Origin of the sequence: Rahnella sp. PD12R (assembly GCF_019200965.1) — a bacterium.
GTDB lineage: Bacteria > Pseudomonadota > Gammaproteobacteria > Enterobacterales > Enterobacteriaceae > Rahnella > Rahnella laticis.
In genome coordinates, this window is sequence record NZ_JAHTMS010000013.1 from 70,724 (window position 1) to 86,942 (window position 16,219).

Consider the following 16,219-nt stretch of genomic DNA (forward strand, 5'->3'; position numbering starts at 1 on the left):
CTTAGTTTTGCTCTGTTGGCGTGGGGATGCAGGGATCAAATAATTGATCAAACAAAGGAAATCTGAGTATTTCTTTATTGTCGTAGATTGCAACCACCCGACTGCCTTTCATTTTTGTTTCTGAAGCACGCGTAGCTTGGAATTCAATATAAGGATCATCAATTGAAGTTATGCCCACTCTAATTTTTGAATTTTCATTGTAGTTTTCAATGTACACAGATTTATTTTTTAAAATAAAATACAAAGATATTTCGTTTTCACGCGTAACGTTTTTGTTTCCTGTTAATTGAAAGCTTTGATAAAAATGCTCTGAATTCTCAGGGCCACTCACTATGTATAATGTGTCCCAGTCAATAGGTATTATTTTTTTTAATGCTATCGTTGAGTCTTCAACCTGACAGGAATCAATTATTTGACTCATGACATTATAACTTCTGGCCTGATAATACGTGATTATCGCAAGTGCTAATGCGATGAAAATATAATTCCGCTTAGCCCCTTTCATTCTGGCGATCCTTGTTTTTAGGATCTAAACCACGATGAATAGCTTCGATTGCCTTATCATAAGTCTCTTGGTCAATGTTATCTTTCCTGACCTTGTAGTATTTTGTGTCGTTGTATTTTTCTGCAATATACAAACCATTTTCCTTAAATATTACCAGAAGCTTTTCTGCTAAATCACTATTACTAAGCGTTGGGTTTTCGGAGCCTAATTTTCGGCCGATTATATTATTATGTAAGTCTGCTATTTCATCAGCAACTTCAATGTCCAAAAGAGAACTTACAACCAGCCCTCTTTGTGACAGATCGGCAATTTCCTGTAACAACATGGGGTTTTCTTCATGAGCATTACCCGCGTCGGATGAGATATCTTGCCCATATTCACTGCTTATCATAGCCTGCCAGAATGAATGTCTGAAAGCATTTACCTTTGTACCCTCTTTAACTTCCGCTTGAGGAAGGTGAATATTGCTTGCAAACAAAACGGCTATCGTCGAAATGTTATTCCCGTTTTTTTTATACTGACCTATTTTGTTAGCGGCTATTGGGTTTGACAATGCAAAAAATATTTCTCTTGCTTTCGATGGAATTAATTTAAAATTCATGATTGGTAATGGTTTATCCAATGTCTGCCCTGAGTTGACAAACGTCAGTATTCCTCCGCCTTTCTCACATTGAATAGTGGCATCATCTAATAAAAAATGATAACCCTTGGTTTTAACATTCGCCGCTCTTCCCCGGAGATTTATCCATTCGCCTAACATTGGTGTGCATGTCATCCCTGTTCTCATGCAATATAAAGGAGCTTTGCAAATGAGTTTTTTATCCTCCTCAGTGCATACCCTTTTGCTTTGAATAGTAACCCTTTTAGTATCGATCCTGTGAATATAAAACCCGCCATTAATTGATGCCGGGAGAGATGCAGGATTGGCGTCATTGTGCGTGCCGCAGGCAGAGCAACTCATTTCAGCACCATTAACGACATATTCTTTATACGGTCCATGTGACATTAAATGCATTTCCTTTGAGGTTTTAATTGCCGGGAAATATTAAAAGCAGAATTGAGTAACTGACAAATTAAGCCCGATTAAAGGAAAAAGATGTGATGTAAATTAAGAAAAGTAACTGTTTAATAAAAAATAGATTTTGTTCCGATCCAAACCGGTATCGGCATCTGATGACAGCCGGAACCGGAGCCGGGTTTTACCCCGACCCCGTAGTGACCTATTTCCCGGCTTTACGTGCCTTAGCCACATCGCCCGGTGTGACTTCTGCGGCCTGATTTCCCCAGCTGGCGCGCAGGGTATTGGTTAACTCAGCGGCTTGCTGATCGGTCAGCGTCCAGCCATAACCCGGCATCGTATTGGACATATGTTCTGCGGTCACCGGTGTCTGTCCGCCGTAGAGGATGACCCGCAGCAGGGTTTGCGGATTTTCTGAATTCACCGTCAGATTGCCCGCCAGCGCAGGAATGGCCAATGCCTTTCCATCGCCATTCACCCCGTGACAGGTAGAACAATAGCGCATAAAGGTTTGCTGCCCGGCAGGCGTTGCGACGGCGGTTTTAGCCGGTTTTTGCGGAACATCTGCTTTCAGGCTCAGCAAATAAACGGCCATGCTGTTGAGATCGGCGTCAGTCATAAATTGCGTACTGTTGGTGATCACTTCCCCCATCGGCCCGCTGACAGCGTCACGGGTATTGCGCCCGGTTTTCAGCAATGTCACCAGTTCCGGCTGGCTGATTTTCAGGCCGCGCAGCGAAGGCGCGGACCAGCCATCCAGCTCGCCGCCACTCAGAAACGCTACGTTTTGCTGATCAGCCGCTTTTTCCTGCTGCGCCCAGCCGCGCGGTGTGTGGCAGGCGCCACAGTGTCCGGCAGCCTGTACCAGATAAGCGCCCCGGTTCCATTCGGCACTCTGATCTGCCTGCGGCTTGTATTCGCCGTTCTCCAGAAAAATGCTGTTCCAAACGTGCAGCGGCCAGCGAACCGACATCGGCCAGCTGATGTCATTGTCGCGGTTAGCGACCGGCTGAGGTTCCACCTCTTTCATCAGGTAGTCATACAGTGCGCGCATGTCCTTATCGCTCATTTTCACGTACGAGGTGTAGGGCATCGCCGGATAAAGTGCATGACCATCTTTGGCTATGCCTTCGCGCATCGCTTTATTGAACGCGTCGAAGTTGTAGCCGCCTATGCCGTGCTGAATATCCGGCGTGATATTGGTGGAGTAAATGTCCCCGAGCGGTGTGGCGAAACGCACACCGCCGGTCAGATCCTTGCCCTGCGGCGAAGTATGGCAGGCCGCACAGTCGGCTGATTTAGCGACGTATTCTCCTTCGGACATAGCCATCGCGGAGCCCGCTGTCGCCATCAGCGTGGCGAAAATCATCAGATTTCTCATGCGTTCTCCTTCTTCATTGCCGTCAGTTCATTCACCGCGCGCCATGCCTGATCCACCGCCGAGTTGGCGTACGGACTCCAGTCAGAATCGGAGTTAGCGATGGTGATCCGCCCGACCGGCTGACGGGCAAGGTGAATGGTTTTCTGCGACTGTTCTTCATCGTCGAACATCCCGCTGAGGAAGTAGGAATAGCCATGCGACCAGCGGTTGACGGTGATCGCCATAATGTCGCGCTGATGGTCGAAACCGGCCTCGCCGAACATGCCCTGAAGCTGCTCGCGGATCATTTTTTCGTGAACGTCGAACGGGGTGCCGAGTAACAGGGCGCGGCCTTTACGCGACTGTTCGCGCGGGCTGAGGCCGCTGCCCGGCAACGTCGGGACGTAAACCATATGCAGGCCAATCGGCTGATTCGGGTCGCGCGGGTGCTGATAACCGCCCATATTGACCGGATAATCCAGCTTCACGCGGCTGTATGGCGCGGCGGGGGAGTAAATCTCGTGAACGCCCAGTTTGATAAACGGCTGCCAGTTGCGGATCACGACTTTCGAATACACCAGCGGCGCTTTGACATTCTCTTTCAGCGCTGCTTTTTGCGCTTCGGCAATTTCAGGCACCAGATACGGGATCATCATATTGTAACCGGCCATCACCGCCTGCCCGGCGCGAACCCGGTGCAGCGTGCTGCCGGTCATGTATGTCACGTCAACCGCCGGTTTTCCTTCATGCTCCACGTTGGCGACGTGCATTCCTGTGCTGTTGAGGCGCAGGCGCACCGGCTGCCCGGCCTTATCCAGCTGGCTGTAATCAAATTTCGCCAGCACGATATCTTCCATCGTATTGCCGGGCGCCACTTGCGGGATCAGATGCCGCACCATCAGACGCGCTAAACCGGCGTTACCGTCGGGGAAGTGGAAAATATACGGCTGGTCGAGGTCTTCCAGCGATTCGGCATCCAGAGGCGGCAATCCCATATTTTCCAGCCCCGGCAGGGCGCAAATGCGTGCGTCGCTGCACGATGTTGCATCAATGCCGACGGCCTGAAAATCATTGGTACGTTGCTGAAAATAGCGGATCGCCATCTCGCTGAGCCCGACTTTTTCGCGCAAAAATTGGGTATAGCTGTGCCCGTCAACCCAGGCGACTTTCTCTTCCTGGCTCATGCCGTGCAGATAATCTTTTGATTCGGTGTGCAGGGCGATCAATGCCTTGCGGTCGGATTCCGGCAGCGGGAAATCACTGATGAACGCAGTGATATCGCGGCCATTCAGGCGTTCTGGGGGAATGTCATCGGCCACCGCACGGCCCGGATCGCCGCTGACAATTTTATCTACACCAAAGTTTTTACGGTCAAAATACACGCCACGGCTCAGATGCAGATCCGGATAAAACGTCTGGTCGAAATCTTTTGCCATCGTCTCGATATCGACGTTCAGCGTTTTCAGTAATCCCATCGCCACCGGGCTGAAATTGGTGCGCGGCGACTGGAAAGATTCACTGCCGCCGTAGCCGAGCAACATTTTATCCTCAACGTGAAATTCATTACGTTTTGCGTGCCCGCCGAAATCATCATGGTTATCCAGCAGTAAAATGCGTTGATCTTTGCCATGCTGTTCCTGCCAGAAACACGCCGCCGCCAGCCCGCTGATCCCGGCACCGACCACCACCAGATCGAACTCATCCTCAACCGGCAAACCGGAGGGATCGACCTTTTTACCTTCGCGTCCGAGAATGTGCGCGGCTTCGTAAGATCCCTGATGATTCCCGCGTAAACCGGTGAGCGAAGGCGGGTAATACAAAGACTGTGCAGCGGTTTGCGGCGAAGCCCGCAGCGCCTCGAACGGCGTCATACCGGCAGTGACGGTAATCGCCACACCGTTTAAAAAATCACGACGAGTGATGCCCATATTGTTTCCTCAAAATTACACCATCAACCCGCACGGAAGCCGTGCAGCAAAAGTTCTGTGCTTACAAAATGTCTCAGTTGTTTAACAAATTTAACATAAAGAGCGACTTAGGAAGAGTGATGGCGGGCGCAAATGAGGAATGAGGAGGCGGGGCGGTAAGTTGGTAAACCTGGAAGCTTCGCCGCAAAGGCCGCAGCAAACAAAAACGCCGACTTCCGTCGGCGTTTCTTATCAATTCAAAATATTTACTCCTTCCAGCCACCACCCAGCGCTTTATACAAACTGATGTCTTGGTTCAGTTGGGCGAGCTGTGTGGTGATCAGCGTTTGCTGTGCGGAATACAGCGAACGTTGCGCGACCAGTACGCTCAGGTAGTTGTCGATGCCGCCTTTGAAACGCATCTGCGAGAGATCGTAGTTGCGCTGGTTGGCGTCGGCGTCCTGTGTGCGGGCCAGCAGTTCGTCTTTGTAGGTCGCCTGACCGGCTAAGCCGTCGGACACTTCTTTGAACGCCGTCTGAATCGCTTTTTCATAGTTGGCGATGTCGATTTTCTTGGTGTCTTTGGCAATGTCGAGGTTCGCCTGATTCACGCCACCGTCAAATATTGGGATATTAATCGATGGCATGAATGACCACGCGCCGGTGCCGCCGTCGAAGAGTTTACTCAGGCTGCCGCTTTCAGAACCGGCGGTGCCGGTCAGCGTAATGCTTGGGAAAAACGCCGCGCGGGCGGCGCCGATGTTGGCGTTGGCGGCTTTCAGGGTATGTTCCGCCGCAATAATATCCGGGCGACGCGTCAGCAGATCAGAGGGTAACCCGGCGGGCGTCTGCGGGAATTTCCAGTCCTGTTGCAGCGTGGCACCGGCCAGCAGGTTTTGCGGGATCGTCGTGCCGACTAACAATGTCAGCGCGTTGACGTCCTGACGGACCTGACGCGTGTACTGCGCGATATCGGCCTGCGCCGCCCGCACCGTGGTTTCCGCCTGCACCAGATCCTGCGAGGTGCTGATACCTGAATCGTAGCTGCGTTTGGTCAGATCGTAGGATTTGTTCTGGCTGTTGGCGGTGTTGATCGCCAGTTTCAGCAGATCGTTATCCGCCGCCAGGCTCAGATAGCCGGAAGCCACTTCGGAAACCAGCGTGATTTGCGTGGCGCGCTGCGTGGCTTCGGTGGCGAGGAAGGTTTCCAGCCCCTGATCGCGCAGGCTGCGCACGCGGCCAAACAGATCTACTTCATATGACGTCACGCCGAGATTAGCGCTGTATTGCTGATACGTCACCGGTCCCGACGTTTGTGTTGAATACAATCCGCCCGGTAGATGCTGGTTGGTTTCACCGGCGCTGGCATTGAGCGTTGGCAGCAGGGCGGCGCGGTCAATCTGGAAGGCGGCGCGCGCCGTATCGACGTTTAACGCCGCGACCCGTAAGTCGCGGTTGTTATTCAGGGACATGCCGATCAGCTGGTTCATGGCCGGTTCATTGAAGAACGCTTTCCAGCCGATATCCTGCGCGGAGCTGGTGTTATCGCCGTTACCGGCGCTCCAGTTGCTGGCGACCGGCAGGGCAGGACGCTGATATTTCGGTTCCAGCGTACAGCCCGCCAGCAGGGTGAGTGAAAACGCGCCAATCACGGACAGCGCGAAATGCGGTTTATTCATGGTGTGTTGCCTCAGTCGCCGGAAGCGCCTTGTCTTGTTTCTTTGATTTACGCGTGAACTGGTTTACCACCGTCACGTAGAACATCGGGACGAAGAAAATTGCCAGGAAGGTGGCGGTGATCATGCCGCCCACCACCGCTGTACCAATGGAGTGCTGGCTGCCTGCACCCGCCCCGCTGGAAATCGTCAGCGGGAACACGCCGAGAATAAAGGCCATCGAGGTCATGATGATCGGGCGGATACGCAGCTTGGCGGCCTCCACGGCGGCATCAATAATCGACATTCCCTCTTTCTCGTGCAGCTCTTTGGCGAATTCGACAATCAATATGGCGTTCTTCGCCGCCAGCCCGACGGTGGTTAACAGCCCGACCTGGAAGAAGACGTCGTTGGATAATCCGCGCAGCAACACCGCGCCGATCGTCCCGAGGATCCCCAGCGGAACCACCAGCAGAACCGAGAACGGAATCGACCAGCTTTCATACAACGCGGCCAGACACAGGAACACTACGATAAGCGACAGGGTGTAGAGCGCCGGCGTTTGCGAGCCGGAGAGTTTTTCTTCATAACTCAGGCCGTGCCACGCCACTTTGTAGCCCTGCGGCAGTTTGGCGGCGATTTCCATGACGGCTTCATTGGCATCGCCCGAGCTGTAGCCCGGTGCCGGTGCGCCCATCAGTTCCACCGAGGAAACCCCGTTGAAACGCTCGTAACGCGGTGAGCCGTAAACCCATTTACCGCTGCCGAAAGCGCTCCACGGCACCATATCGCCGCTGGTATTACGGAAATACCAGTTGTTCAGATCCTCAGGCGTAACGCGGGACGCTGCCTTGCCCTGGATGTAAACGCGCTTCACGCGGTTGTTGTACATGAACTGGTTCACGTACGCCGAACCCCAGGCCGCCGACAGCGTGTTGTTGATGTCGTCGAGGCTCAGGCCCAGCGCCTGCGCGCGTTCGTCGTCGATTTCCAGCTGGTATTGCGGTTCGTCTTCCATCCCGTTCGGGCGAACGGCGGTCAGGCGTTTATCCTGCGATGCCATTTGCAGGAACTGGTTACGCGCGGCCATCAGGGCTTCGTGCCCTTTGCCGTTGGTGTCCTGAAGAAAGAAGTCGAAACCGGTGGCGTTACCCAGCTCCATCACCGCAGGCGGAACGAAGGCAAACACGCGGGCGTCTTTGATGGTGGCGAAATGCCCCATCGCACGGCCCGCCAGCGCCTGGACTTTCTGCGCGGCGTCCGGACGTTGTGCCCAGTTTTTGAGCTGAACGAACGCAATACCGACATTCTGCCCGCGACCGGCGAAGCTGAAGCCGTTGGCGGTGAACACCGACGAGACAATCCCGCCTTCTTTATCCATCAGGTATTCGCGGACGTTATCGAGCACTTCCTGCGTACGTTGTGATGAGGCGTTGGCCGGCAACGTGGCCTGAATCAGCATGACGCCCTGATCTTCATCCGGCAGGAATGTTGTCGGCACGCGGGTGAACATAAGCCCGGTCGCAATCACAATCAGCAGGTAAATCAGCATAAACAGACGACGGCGGGAGATGACCGTGCCGACGGCGCGGGTGTAATGCATCGCGCCTTTGTCGAAATTACGGTTAAACCAGCCGGCGAAGCCTTTCTGCGATTTCTCTTCGTCGTTGTGTTTGATGATGGTGGCACACAGCGCCGGGGTGAAAATCAGCGCCATCAGAACCGAAAGCGCCATGGCGGAAACAATGGTAATCGAGAACTGACGGTAGATGATGCCGGTTGAACCGCCGAAGAACGCCATCGGCACTAATACCGCCGACAGCACCAGTGCGATCCCGAACAGGGCGCCCTGAATCTGTTTCATCGACTTAATCGTGGCTTCTTTTGGCGATAACTTTTCTTCCGTCATCACACGTTCGACGTTTTCCACCACCACGATGGCATCATCCACCAGCAGGCCTATCGCCAGCACCATCCCGAACATTGTCAGGGTGTTAATGGAGTACCCCGCGGCGGCCAGAATGCCGAACGTCCCGAGCAGAACGACCGGTACCACCAGCGTGGTGACCAGCGTGGCGCGCAGGTTTTGCAGGAACAGCAGCATGACGCAGAACACCAGCACGATGGCTTCGATCAGCGTTTTCACCACTTCTTCAATGGAAGCGCTGACCACCGGCGCGGTCTGGTACGGGAATTCTACTTTCACGCCCGCAGGCAGGGACGATTCCAGCCCGGCGACCGTGGCTTTAACGGCTTTGTCGGTATCAAGCACGTTCGCGCCGCTCGCCAGACGCAGGGCGATGGCGGTTGACGGTCTGCCGTTAAAGGTGGAGGAGATGGAGTAACTTTCCGGCCCCAGATCCACATTCCCGACATCGCTCAGGCGCACCTGAGAACCGTCGGCATTCACTTTGAGCAGCACATTTTTGAACTGGTTAATGCTGTCAAAACGCGTTTTACCAATGATGGTGGCGCTGACTTTGCTGTCTTTCACCGTCGGTAATCCGCCGAGAGAACCGGAAGAAACCTGCACGTTTTGCGCTTCAATGGCCGCGCTGACATCACTTGGGATCAGCTGATATTTATAGAGTTTCGCCGGATCTAACCAGATACGCATCGCGTATTCTGAACCGAGCACCAGGAAGTCGCCGACGCCTTTGGTACGGACAATCGGGTCTTCCAGTTTGGTGACCAGCAGGTTACTCAGGTCCGAGTTACTCATTTTGCCATCGGTCGAAATCAGGCTGACCAGCAGCATGAAGTTGGCCTGATATTTGGCAATACGGATACCCTGATTGACCACTTCAGTCGGCAACTGCGATTCGGCCAGAGACACTTTGTTCTGCACCTGAACCTGCGCGATATCCGGGTTAGTCCCCTGATCGAAGGTGGCGATAATCGTGGCACTGCCGTCGCTGTTACTTTGCGATTCGATGTAACGCAGGTTATCCAGCCCGTTAAGTTGCTGTTCGATAACCTGGACGACGGTGTTCTGGGCGGTTTCCGCCGAAGCACCCGGATAGGTGACGCTGACGGAAATCGCCGGTGGGGCAATATTCGGGTACTGGTTGATCGGCAGCTGCATGATCGAAAGCGCACCGGCGATCATGATGACGATAGCGACAACCCAGGCGAATATGGGACGGTTAATAAAGAAAGTAGACATTCAGCTCACCCGTTATTGCGCGGAAGGATCGGTCATCGCGAGATTAGCCTGTGCGGCAGGGGCGCTGGCCGGGCGCTCGGTGGCATTAACTTTTGCGCCCGCTCTGACGTTTTGTAATCCGTCGGTGATCACTTTATCGCCGTCGTTCAGCCCCTGATTTGCCAGCCAGAAGCCATTCATCATCTGGCCGGTGGTGATCGAACGCTGCTCGACGGTGTTATCGGCTTTCACCACGTAAACGTACGGTGCGCCTTTCACGTCGTGCATGATCGCTTCCTGCGGCACGAGGATCCCTTTGTCATCCACGCCCTGTTGCAGCTCGGCGTGAACAAACATGCCCGGCAGTAATTCGTCATGCGGATTCGGGAATGAGGCGCGCAGCGTCACGGAACCGGTGCTTTGCGAAACCGTCACTTCTGAGAATTCCAGTTTTCCCGGCAGGGCGTATTTGCTGCCATCTTCCAGCGTCAGATTGGCCTGTGCGGCGTTTTCACCGGCGGACTGCAATTTACCGGAAGCCAGCGCGCGACGCAGTTTGAGCAAATCCTGTGAGGATTCACTGACGTCTACGTAGATAGGATTCAGCTGGTCAATCGTGGTCAGATACGCCGTCTGGCCGCTGGTGACGAGCGCACCTTCGGTCGACAGCGAACGGCCAATGTGGCCGGAAATCGGCGCGTAAACTTTGGTGTATTGCAGATTCACGCGGGCCGTTTCGACATCGGCGGCGGCTTCGCGCTCGGCGGCTACGGCGTCGTCATACTGCTGACGGCTGACTGCCTGCGCTTCGACCAGCGGTTTGTAACGGCGCGCGGTGGCATCGGCGCTTTTCCATGTCGCCATCGCGCGGTCATAGGCCGCCTGATAGGTTGACGGATCAATCTGATAAAGCTGCTGACCGGCTTTGACTTCGCTACCTTCCACAAACAGACGTTTCTGGATTACGCCGCTGACCTGCGGACGAACTTCGGCGCTGCGCACTGCGGTTGTGCGGCCGGGCAGGCGGGTGGTTAACGTGACGGGCTGGCTGTGCAGAGTGACGACATTGACCGCAGGCACTTGTGCCGCCGGAGAGGCAGAACCGGCGGAACCATCACATGCGGAAAGCAGTACAACCGTACTGACAGAAAGAAACTTCAGGCGCATAGAATTCACTCTTTTTGGGGAATTGAGAATAACCGTTCTCAACAAGTCCCCCACTATACGAGAGCGTCACAATTCGCTGTGTAAGGTTATTGTCATGACGCATGTTGCGATGTTTCAAAATGGAAGGTAAATGTTGCGGCATAACCCCTTGTATCATTGAGGTTTTAATCTTTTCGTGCAGTCGCAAAGGGCAGGGCATTCGTTACTTAGCAAACTAACCAATAAGGCTTAAGCGGGATTTTCAGCAGAATCGTCTGAACGTAAATGAATTGTTGTAGCGCGGCGAAGTGTGATCTGGATCAAACAAATTTATACATTTTAACCTGCCGTTTACCAGAAAAGGCTGAAGGTTCTGCCGGTCTGCCGTTACCTTAAGACCCGAGAGCGAGCAGTTCTCACATTTGCTTGTTGCCAGCCGTACTGAACGACGGCCAGTTGCAACCCCCGTGCCCACAGTCCGATGTGGGCTTTTTTTTGCCTTTACTTTCCCTTCACTTCTCCGACATAACCAATAGATAAAGCATATAACTTTACTTCGGTTTACTTGCTGCTCTTATAATTCATGGTAATAATAAAACCAGTTTTACTAAGCCTTCAGGCCAATCAAAAGGAGTGATGATGAAGACTTTAAAAGTAGCAGCAGCAGCCGTATTACTGGGCACTTTCTCGTTTGGCGCGATGGCCGCGCAGGAAATTACCCGCGAGCAGGCAAAGGAATACGAGAAAATAGGCCGGGTGGATACGTCGGGTGTGACGTCCTCACCGATGGATGCGAAAGCGGAACTTTCGCGTCTGGCTGATGAAAAGGGCGGTAATTATTATGTGGTTATCGCCGCGGATGAAGCAAACCGCGTCAATGCCACGGCGGAGGTTTACAAGTAAGCTTCGCCCTGCAAACTCACCTTCAACCGGAATATACCCCTGCTTTTTAGCGTATGTTTCCGGTTGATTTGCATCTTTTACACGTCTGACCCCGCCCGTTTTCTTCCCGCAAAACTGTGATCCCTTTCATACTCCTGACTTCTATGTCTATACAACTATACATTCTGTGACTTAACTCAATTAACGGCTTATTTTTAGCCACCCAATTGAGGGATTTCAGATGATTAAACTTGGCAGCAAAATTCACGATCTGGGCAAGGCCCTGATGACGCCTATCTCGGTGATTGCCGCCGCCGGGATCTTCTTAGGGCTGGCGGCCGCGTTACAGAATCCGGCGGTGACCGGCGAAGCCTTTACCCAGATGAAAATCTTGCAGCTGGTGATCGGGTTTATCCGTCAGGTTTCCGGCGCATTGTTCGCCAATCTTCCGCTGTTTTTTGCCGTTGCCACCGCGATGGGTCTGGCCAATGCAGAAAAGGCCACAGCGGCCTTTTCCGCAGTGATCGGCTTTGTCGGGCTGCACGTCGGGGTGAATTACAGTTTGCTGGCGCAGGGGATTTCACCGGACACCATTACCGTTGCGAAGCTCACCGCAAAAGGCATGACCGAAAGTAACGCGATGATTTACGCTGCCGAATTCACCAATACGCTGGGGATTTTCACCTACAACATGAGCGTGCTGGGCGGTGTGCTGGTCGGGCTTATCACCATGTGGCTGCATAACCGGTTTTATACGATTGTGTTGCCGACCGCGATTGCCTTCTTCGGCGGGCGTCGTTTCGTGCCGATTATCACCATCCTCGTGCTGCCGGTTGTCGGTGTCATTATGTCGCTGATCTGGCCGACGATTGCGCTGGGTATTCAGTGGGTTGGCGAACTGATTGGCCGTACGGGAGAAATCGGGACGTTCATTTATGCAACGTCGGAACGTCTGCTGATCCCGACGGGTTTGCATCATATCATCAACGAAACCGTGCGTTTCACGCCGATTGGCGGGGTGACAACGGTGGATAACCAGAGCATTGTCGGCGCGCTGAATATCTTTAATGCCGCGCTGGCGAATCCGGGGATGATTCCGGATGCCGTCACGCAGCAGGCGACGCGCTTCCTGGCGCAGGGGAAAATTCCGGTCATGATGTTTGGCTTACCGGCGGCCGCGCTGGCGATGTATCACTGCGCGCGCCCCGAACATAAAGGCCGTGTGAAAGCGCTGATGCTGGCGGGCGGGCTGGCGTCATTTACCACCGGGATCACCGAGCCGCTCGAGTTCTGCTTTATCTTCGTCTCGCCGGTGCTGTATATCCTGCATGCGGTGCTGACCGGGCTTTCGTTCGTGCTGATGCAGATGTTGCATGTGATGATCGGTAACGTGCAGGGCGGGGCGATCGACTTCCTGATTTTCGGCGTACTGGGCGGCAGCAAAACGCACTGGTGGTATCCGCTGATCCTCGGGATCATCTATGCGCCGGTTTATTACTTCAGTTTCCGCTGGGTTATTTTGCGCATGAAGGTGAAAACGCCGGGGCGTGAAGATGAAAATGATGCCGAAGAACGTGCAAAACCGGCGCAGGGAACCGGCGAGAAAACCAAAAATATCATTATCGGTCTGGGAGGCGAGGGAAATATTACCGCCGTCGACTGCTGCTTTACCCGTTTGCGGGTGAAGGTCAAAGATATGGCTCAGGTGCAGGACGGCACGTTAATGAAAACCGGTGCGGCAGGCGTGAAACGGATCACCGAAACGGATGTTCACGTGATTTATGGCCCGCAGGTTGAACAGGTGGCAAATCTGGTGAAGGCGGAGTTGTCAGGCATAGCCTGATGGCCGCTAGCTTTTAACTTTGGCATGGACGCTGAAGCTGTAGTTTTTCTGGTTGTAGTAGACGTCGGAAACCTCAAACAGCGTGCCGTCGGTAAACGACACCACGGCGTGCGAATGCAGCACCGGCTGATCGCGCGACAGATTCAGTGCAAGGCGGATTTCATTGGAAGGCAGTTCGGCGGAAATCAGTTTTGTGCTGCCCGCAGGCTGAAAACCTTTGGATCGCAGATAGGCGTATTTCGACGATGTCATCGCCGCGCGGCTGATATCCGGCAGGTTATCGGCGCGCATCCAGCATTGTTCATACACGAACGGCTCATCGCCCAGCAACCGCAGGCGGATCATGAAATAGACGTCCGTTCCCGCCGGGATATTCAGCTCGCGGGCAATTTCGTCGCTGGCGGGCGTCCGGCGAAATTCCAGAACCTGATTTTCGATGCGCTGATTATTTTCCTGCGCGACTTCGCTGGCGGTCAGATGGCGGTCGAGCGGCAGGACGATTTTCTGTTGTTCGCCGGGTTCAACGACGAAGGTGCCGCGTCCGCGAAAACGCGCCACACGTCCCTGGCGCACCAGATAATCCACCGCCTTGCGCGCGGTCATGCGGGATACGCCGTAGATCTCACATAATGCGGCTTCCGTCGGGATGGGGTCACCGGGTTTGATCTCGCCCGCGCTGATTTTCTCGGTCAGTTGTTGTTCGATTTGCAGGTAAAGCGGTGTGAACGAGTTTTTATCTATTTTCATCAGACCTGAACCTCCGGATTTAAAGAAAGTCACTTAAGGATAATTGTATAGTCAGGTATACATTTGAACCAACCAGACTGTTGATTTTCTGCGCGAAATGGGTTTCAGCACACAAAAAAGAAAGGTTGCTGACATCAGCAACCTTTCTGTATTTCGAAACCACAGGACGGTGGTGTCAGGTTTTATTCAGGCAAAATCGCCGAAGTGGTGAATCCGCACGGGCCGTTTTCCTGATTTTTGAACTTCCAGCAATGCTGATGATATTTCGCCACCGTGCTGCGGTGCGCGACGCTGATTACCGAGGTTTCCGGCAGTTCGCTCAGCAGCAGCGAATAAACCCGGTGTTCAGTTTCTTCATCCATTGCGCTGGTCGCTTCATCGAGGAACAGCGTGTCCGGTTTGATCAGCAAAGCACGGGCAAACGAGAGACGCTGCTGTTCACCCGGCGACAGACGCTGGCTCCAGTTGGCGTAGTCATCCAGCACTTCAGTTTTCGCCAGATGCGGCAGACGGCATTGTTCCAGCACCCGCTGCAACTGCTCGTCGGTGTAATCGCGGTCAGTGTCCGGATAACTCAGCGCATCACGCAACGTCCCGATCGGGATGTAACTGCGCTGTGGCAGGAACAGATAGCGCTTACCTTCGGCCAGCGAAACATTGCCTGCGCCGTAAGGCCAGATACCGGCAATCGCGCGCAGCAATGTGGATTTACCACAACCTGAAGGCCCGGCAACCAGCACACGTTCGCCCGGTTTCATGGCCGCCGAAACGTTGCAGAACAGCGGGCTGCCGTCCGGCAGATTCAGCGTCAGGTTATCAAGTTTCAGCGCATGTTCTGCGTTTTGCCCCACTTTAATGCCGCGCGGCTGAGCGTTAACCTGATCAATAGCGGCATTGAAACCGGCCAGACGGTTCACGGTGGCTTTCCAGCTTGCCAGATTATCAAACGCATTGATAAACCAGGATAATGCGTCCTGAACCTGACCAAATGCTGAGGAAATCTGCATCAGTGCGCCGAGCTGGATTGCACCGGAGAAATAGCGCGGAGAGGCCACCAGAATCGGGAAAATATTGGCAAACTGCGCGTAGAAGTTGGTGGCAATATTCAGGCGACGGGTGACGCGCATGATTGACCACCAGTTGGTTTTGATGGAATCAAATTTGCCGGTCAGCTGGTCGTGCTCATTCTTCTCGCCATGATACAACGCAATCGCATCGCTGTTTTCACGGATACGGATCAGCCCGAAACGGAAGTTCGCCTCGAACCATTCCTGATTAAAACCTAAACGAACTAACGGCTTACCGACCGACCAGATGATGGCAGAACCGACGGCAGCGTAAAGGATCGCGAACCACACCATATAACCGGGGATCGTAAATTCATGGGAAGCAATCGCAAAAGACAACGGCCCGCTGATAGACCATAAAATAAACACGAAGGAGAACAGTGTGACCACGCTCGACAACAGCCCGAGCACCAGAGAAAGCGTGCCGCTGGTCAGGGAATTCAGGTCATCGGAAATACGCTGATCGGGGTTATCGACCTGATGCTGATACTCCGTGTAATAATAGGCGTGATTGGTCAGCCACTTCTCCATATACTCTTCGGTCATCCAGCGTCGCCAGCTCATTTGCAGGCCCTGCGTCAGATAAACGCGATACACCGCAATGACAATAAACAGCAGCGCCAGCCAGGTAAATTTGAAGAGCTGGGCTTTGAAAACCGGATAGTTTCTGTTTTGCAGCGCGTCATAAAAAACGCGGTTCCATTCGTTGAATTGTACGCTGAGGTACACGCCGGCCAGCGAGAGGATGATAATCGTGGTTAACATGCCCCAGGCACGCCACTTTTCTTCTGAGCGCCAGTAAGGCTTAATTAGCTGCCAGACGGCGCCCCATTGCGCCGATTTCCCAGGTTTTTTAGTCATAATTGCCATTAGTCATCGATATGTTGTGAAGCCAATCATCCCAGAATGAGTGCCTCAGCGCGATAGAGCAATGAGCCACTTGT

The 16,219-nt window shown here is 53.5% G+C and carries 11 protein-coding genes; 2 read left to right on the forward strand and 9 right to left on the reverse strand.

Annotated elements, in window-relative coordinates; all coding sequences use genetic code 11:
• Nucleotide 1: 1 nt before the first annotated feature.
• The 7 genes from KWG64_RS21495 to KWG64_RS21525 form a co-directional block, all read right to left on the reverse strand.
• Nucleotides 2–505, reverse strand: coding sequence for a hypothetical protein (locus KWG64_RS21495; protein ID WP_218523071.1), 504 nt, complete (start codon nucleotides 503–505; stop codon nucleotides 2–4).
• Nucleotides 492–1,511, reverse strand: a complete 1,020-nt coding sequence (locus tag KWG64_RS21500) for a PAAR-like protein (protein WP_218523072.1) — start codon at nucleotides 1,509–1,511, stop codon at nucleotides 492–494. The genes KWG64_RS21495 and KWG64_RS21500 overlap by 14 nt, the downstream gene beginning before the upstream one ends.
• A gap of 214 nt (nucleotides 1,512–1,725) precedes the next feature.
• The gene (locus KWG64_RS21505) at nucleotides 1,726–2,904 is read right to left on the reverse strand and encodes a cytochrome c (RefSeq protein ID WP_218523073.1); all 1,179 of its coding nucleotides are present in this window, start codon (nucleotides 2,902–2,904) and stop codon (nucleotides 1,726–1,728) included.
• A complete protein-coding gene (locus tag KWG64_RS21510; protein WP_218523074.1) occupies nucleotides 2,901–4,811 on the reverse strand; it encodes an FAD/NAD(P)-binding protein in 1,911 nt (636 codons plus the stop codon). Before KWG64_RS21510 ends, KWG64_RS21505 begins: the two co-directional genes overlap by 4 nt.
• A 245-nt stretch (nucleotides 4,812–5,056) precedes the next feature.
• A complete protein-coding gene (locus KWG64_RS21515; protein ID WP_218523075.1) occupies nucleotides 5,057–6,469 on the reverse strand; it encodes an efflux transporter outer membrane subunit in 1,413 nt (470 codons plus the stop codon).
• Nucleotides 6,462–9,611 carry an efflux RND transporter permease subunit gene (locus KWG64_RS21520; RefSeq protein WP_218523076.1) on the reverse strand — a complete coding sequence of 1,050 codons (3,150 nt, stop codon included), beginning with the start codon at nucleotides 9,609–9,611 and terminating at the stop codon, nucleotides 6,462–6,464. Before KWG64_RS21520 ends, KWG64_RS21515 begins: the two co-directional genes overlap by 8 nt.
• A 12-nt stretch (nucleotides 9,612–9,623) precedes the next feature.
• A complete protein-coding gene (locus KWG64_RS21525; protein WP_218523077.1) occupies nucleotides 9,624–10,757 on the reverse strand; it encodes an efflux RND transporter periplasmic adaptor subunit in 1,134 nt (377 codons plus the stop codon).
• Nucleotides 10,758–11,375: 618 nt separating this feature from the next.
• Between KWG64_RS21525 and KWG64_RS21530 the strand changes: the two genes are divergently transcribed.
• A complete protein-coding gene (locus KWG64_RS21530) occupies nucleotides 11,376–11,639 on the forward strand; it encodes a YdgH/BhsA/McbA-like domain containing protein (protein WP_195815719.1) in 264 nt (87 codons plus the stop codon).
• A gap of 220 nt (nucleotides 11,640–11,859) precedes the next feature.
• On the forward strand, nucleotides 11,860–13,461 hold the full coding sequence (locus tag KWG64_RS21535) for a PTS transporter subunit EIIC (protein WP_218523078.1): 1,602 nt from the start codon (nucleotides 11,860–11,862) through the stop codon (nucleotides 13,459–13,461).
• Between the two features lie 6 nt (nucleotides 13,462–13,467).
• On the opposite strand, the gene KWG64_RS21540 is transcribed toward KWG64_RS21535, so the two are convergent.
• Both KWG64_RS21540 and KWG64_RS21545 read right to left on the reverse strand, forming a co-directional pair.
• Nucleotides 13,468–14,208 (reverse strand): GntR family transcriptional regulator, encoded by a 741-nt coding sequence (locus tag KWG64_RS21540; protein ID WP_195815721.1) that lies wholly within the window; start codon nucleotides 14,206–14,208, stop codon nucleotides 13,468–13,470.
• Nucleotides 14,209–14,390: 182 nt separating this feature from the next.
• Complete coding sequence (locus tag KWG64_RS21545) at nucleotides 14,391–16,145, reverse strand: ABC transporter ATP-binding protein/permease (protein ID WP_218523079.1); 1,755 nt, start codon at nucleotides 16,143–16,145, stop codon at nucleotides 14,391–14,393.
• Between the last annotated feature and the right edge of the window lie 74 nt (nucleotides 16,146–16,219).

Excerpts from the sequence above, each read along its gene's own strand:
- KWG64_RS21495 (WP_218523071.1), bottom strand. The coding sequence starts at position 505 with ATGAAAGGGGCTAAGCGGAATTATATTTTCATCGCATTAGCACTTGCG.
- KWG64_RS21505 (WP_218523073.1), bottom strand. The coding sequence starts at position 2,904 with ATGAGAAATCTGATGATTTTCGCCACGCTGATGGCGACAGCGGGCTCC.
- KWG64_RS21510 (WP_218523074.1), bottom strand. The coding sequence starts at position 4,811 with ATGGGCATCACTCGTCGTGATTTTTTAAACGGTGTGGCGATTACCGTC.
- KWG64_RS21520 (WP_218523076.1), bottom strand. The coding sequence starts at position 9,611 with ATGTCTACTTTCTTTATTAACCGTCCCATATTCGCCTGGGTTGTCGCT.
- KWG64_RS21515 (WP_218523075.1), bottom strand. The coding sequence starts at position 6,469 with ATGAATAAACCGCATTTCGCGCTGTCCGTGATTGGCGCGTTTTCACTC.
- KWG64_RS21535 (WP_218523078.1), top strand. The coding sequence starts at position 11,860 with ATGATTAAACTTGGCAGCAAAATTCACGATCTGGGCAAGGCCCTGATG.
- KWG64_RS21530 (WP_195815719.1), top strand. The coding sequence starts at position 11,376 with ATGAAGACTTTAAAAGTAGCAGCAGCAGCCGTATTACTGGGCACTTTC.
- KWG64_RS21525 (WP_218523077.1), bottom strand. The coding sequence starts at position 10,757 with ATGCGCCTGAAGTTTCTTTCTGTCAGTACGGTTGTACTGCTTTCCGCA.
- KWG64_RS21540 (WP_195815721.1), bottom strand. The coding sequence starts at position 14,208 with ATGAAAATAGATAAAAACTCGTTCACACCGCTTTACCTGCAAATCGAA.
- KWG64_RS21545 (WP_218523079.1), bottom strand. The coding sequence starts at position 16,145 with ATGGCAATTATGACTAAAAAACCTGGGAAATCGGCGCAATGGGGCGCC.
- KWG64_RS21500 (WP_218523072.1), bottom strand. The coding sequence starts at position 1,511 with ATGTCACATGGACCGTATAAAGAATATGTCGTTAATGGTGCTGAAATG.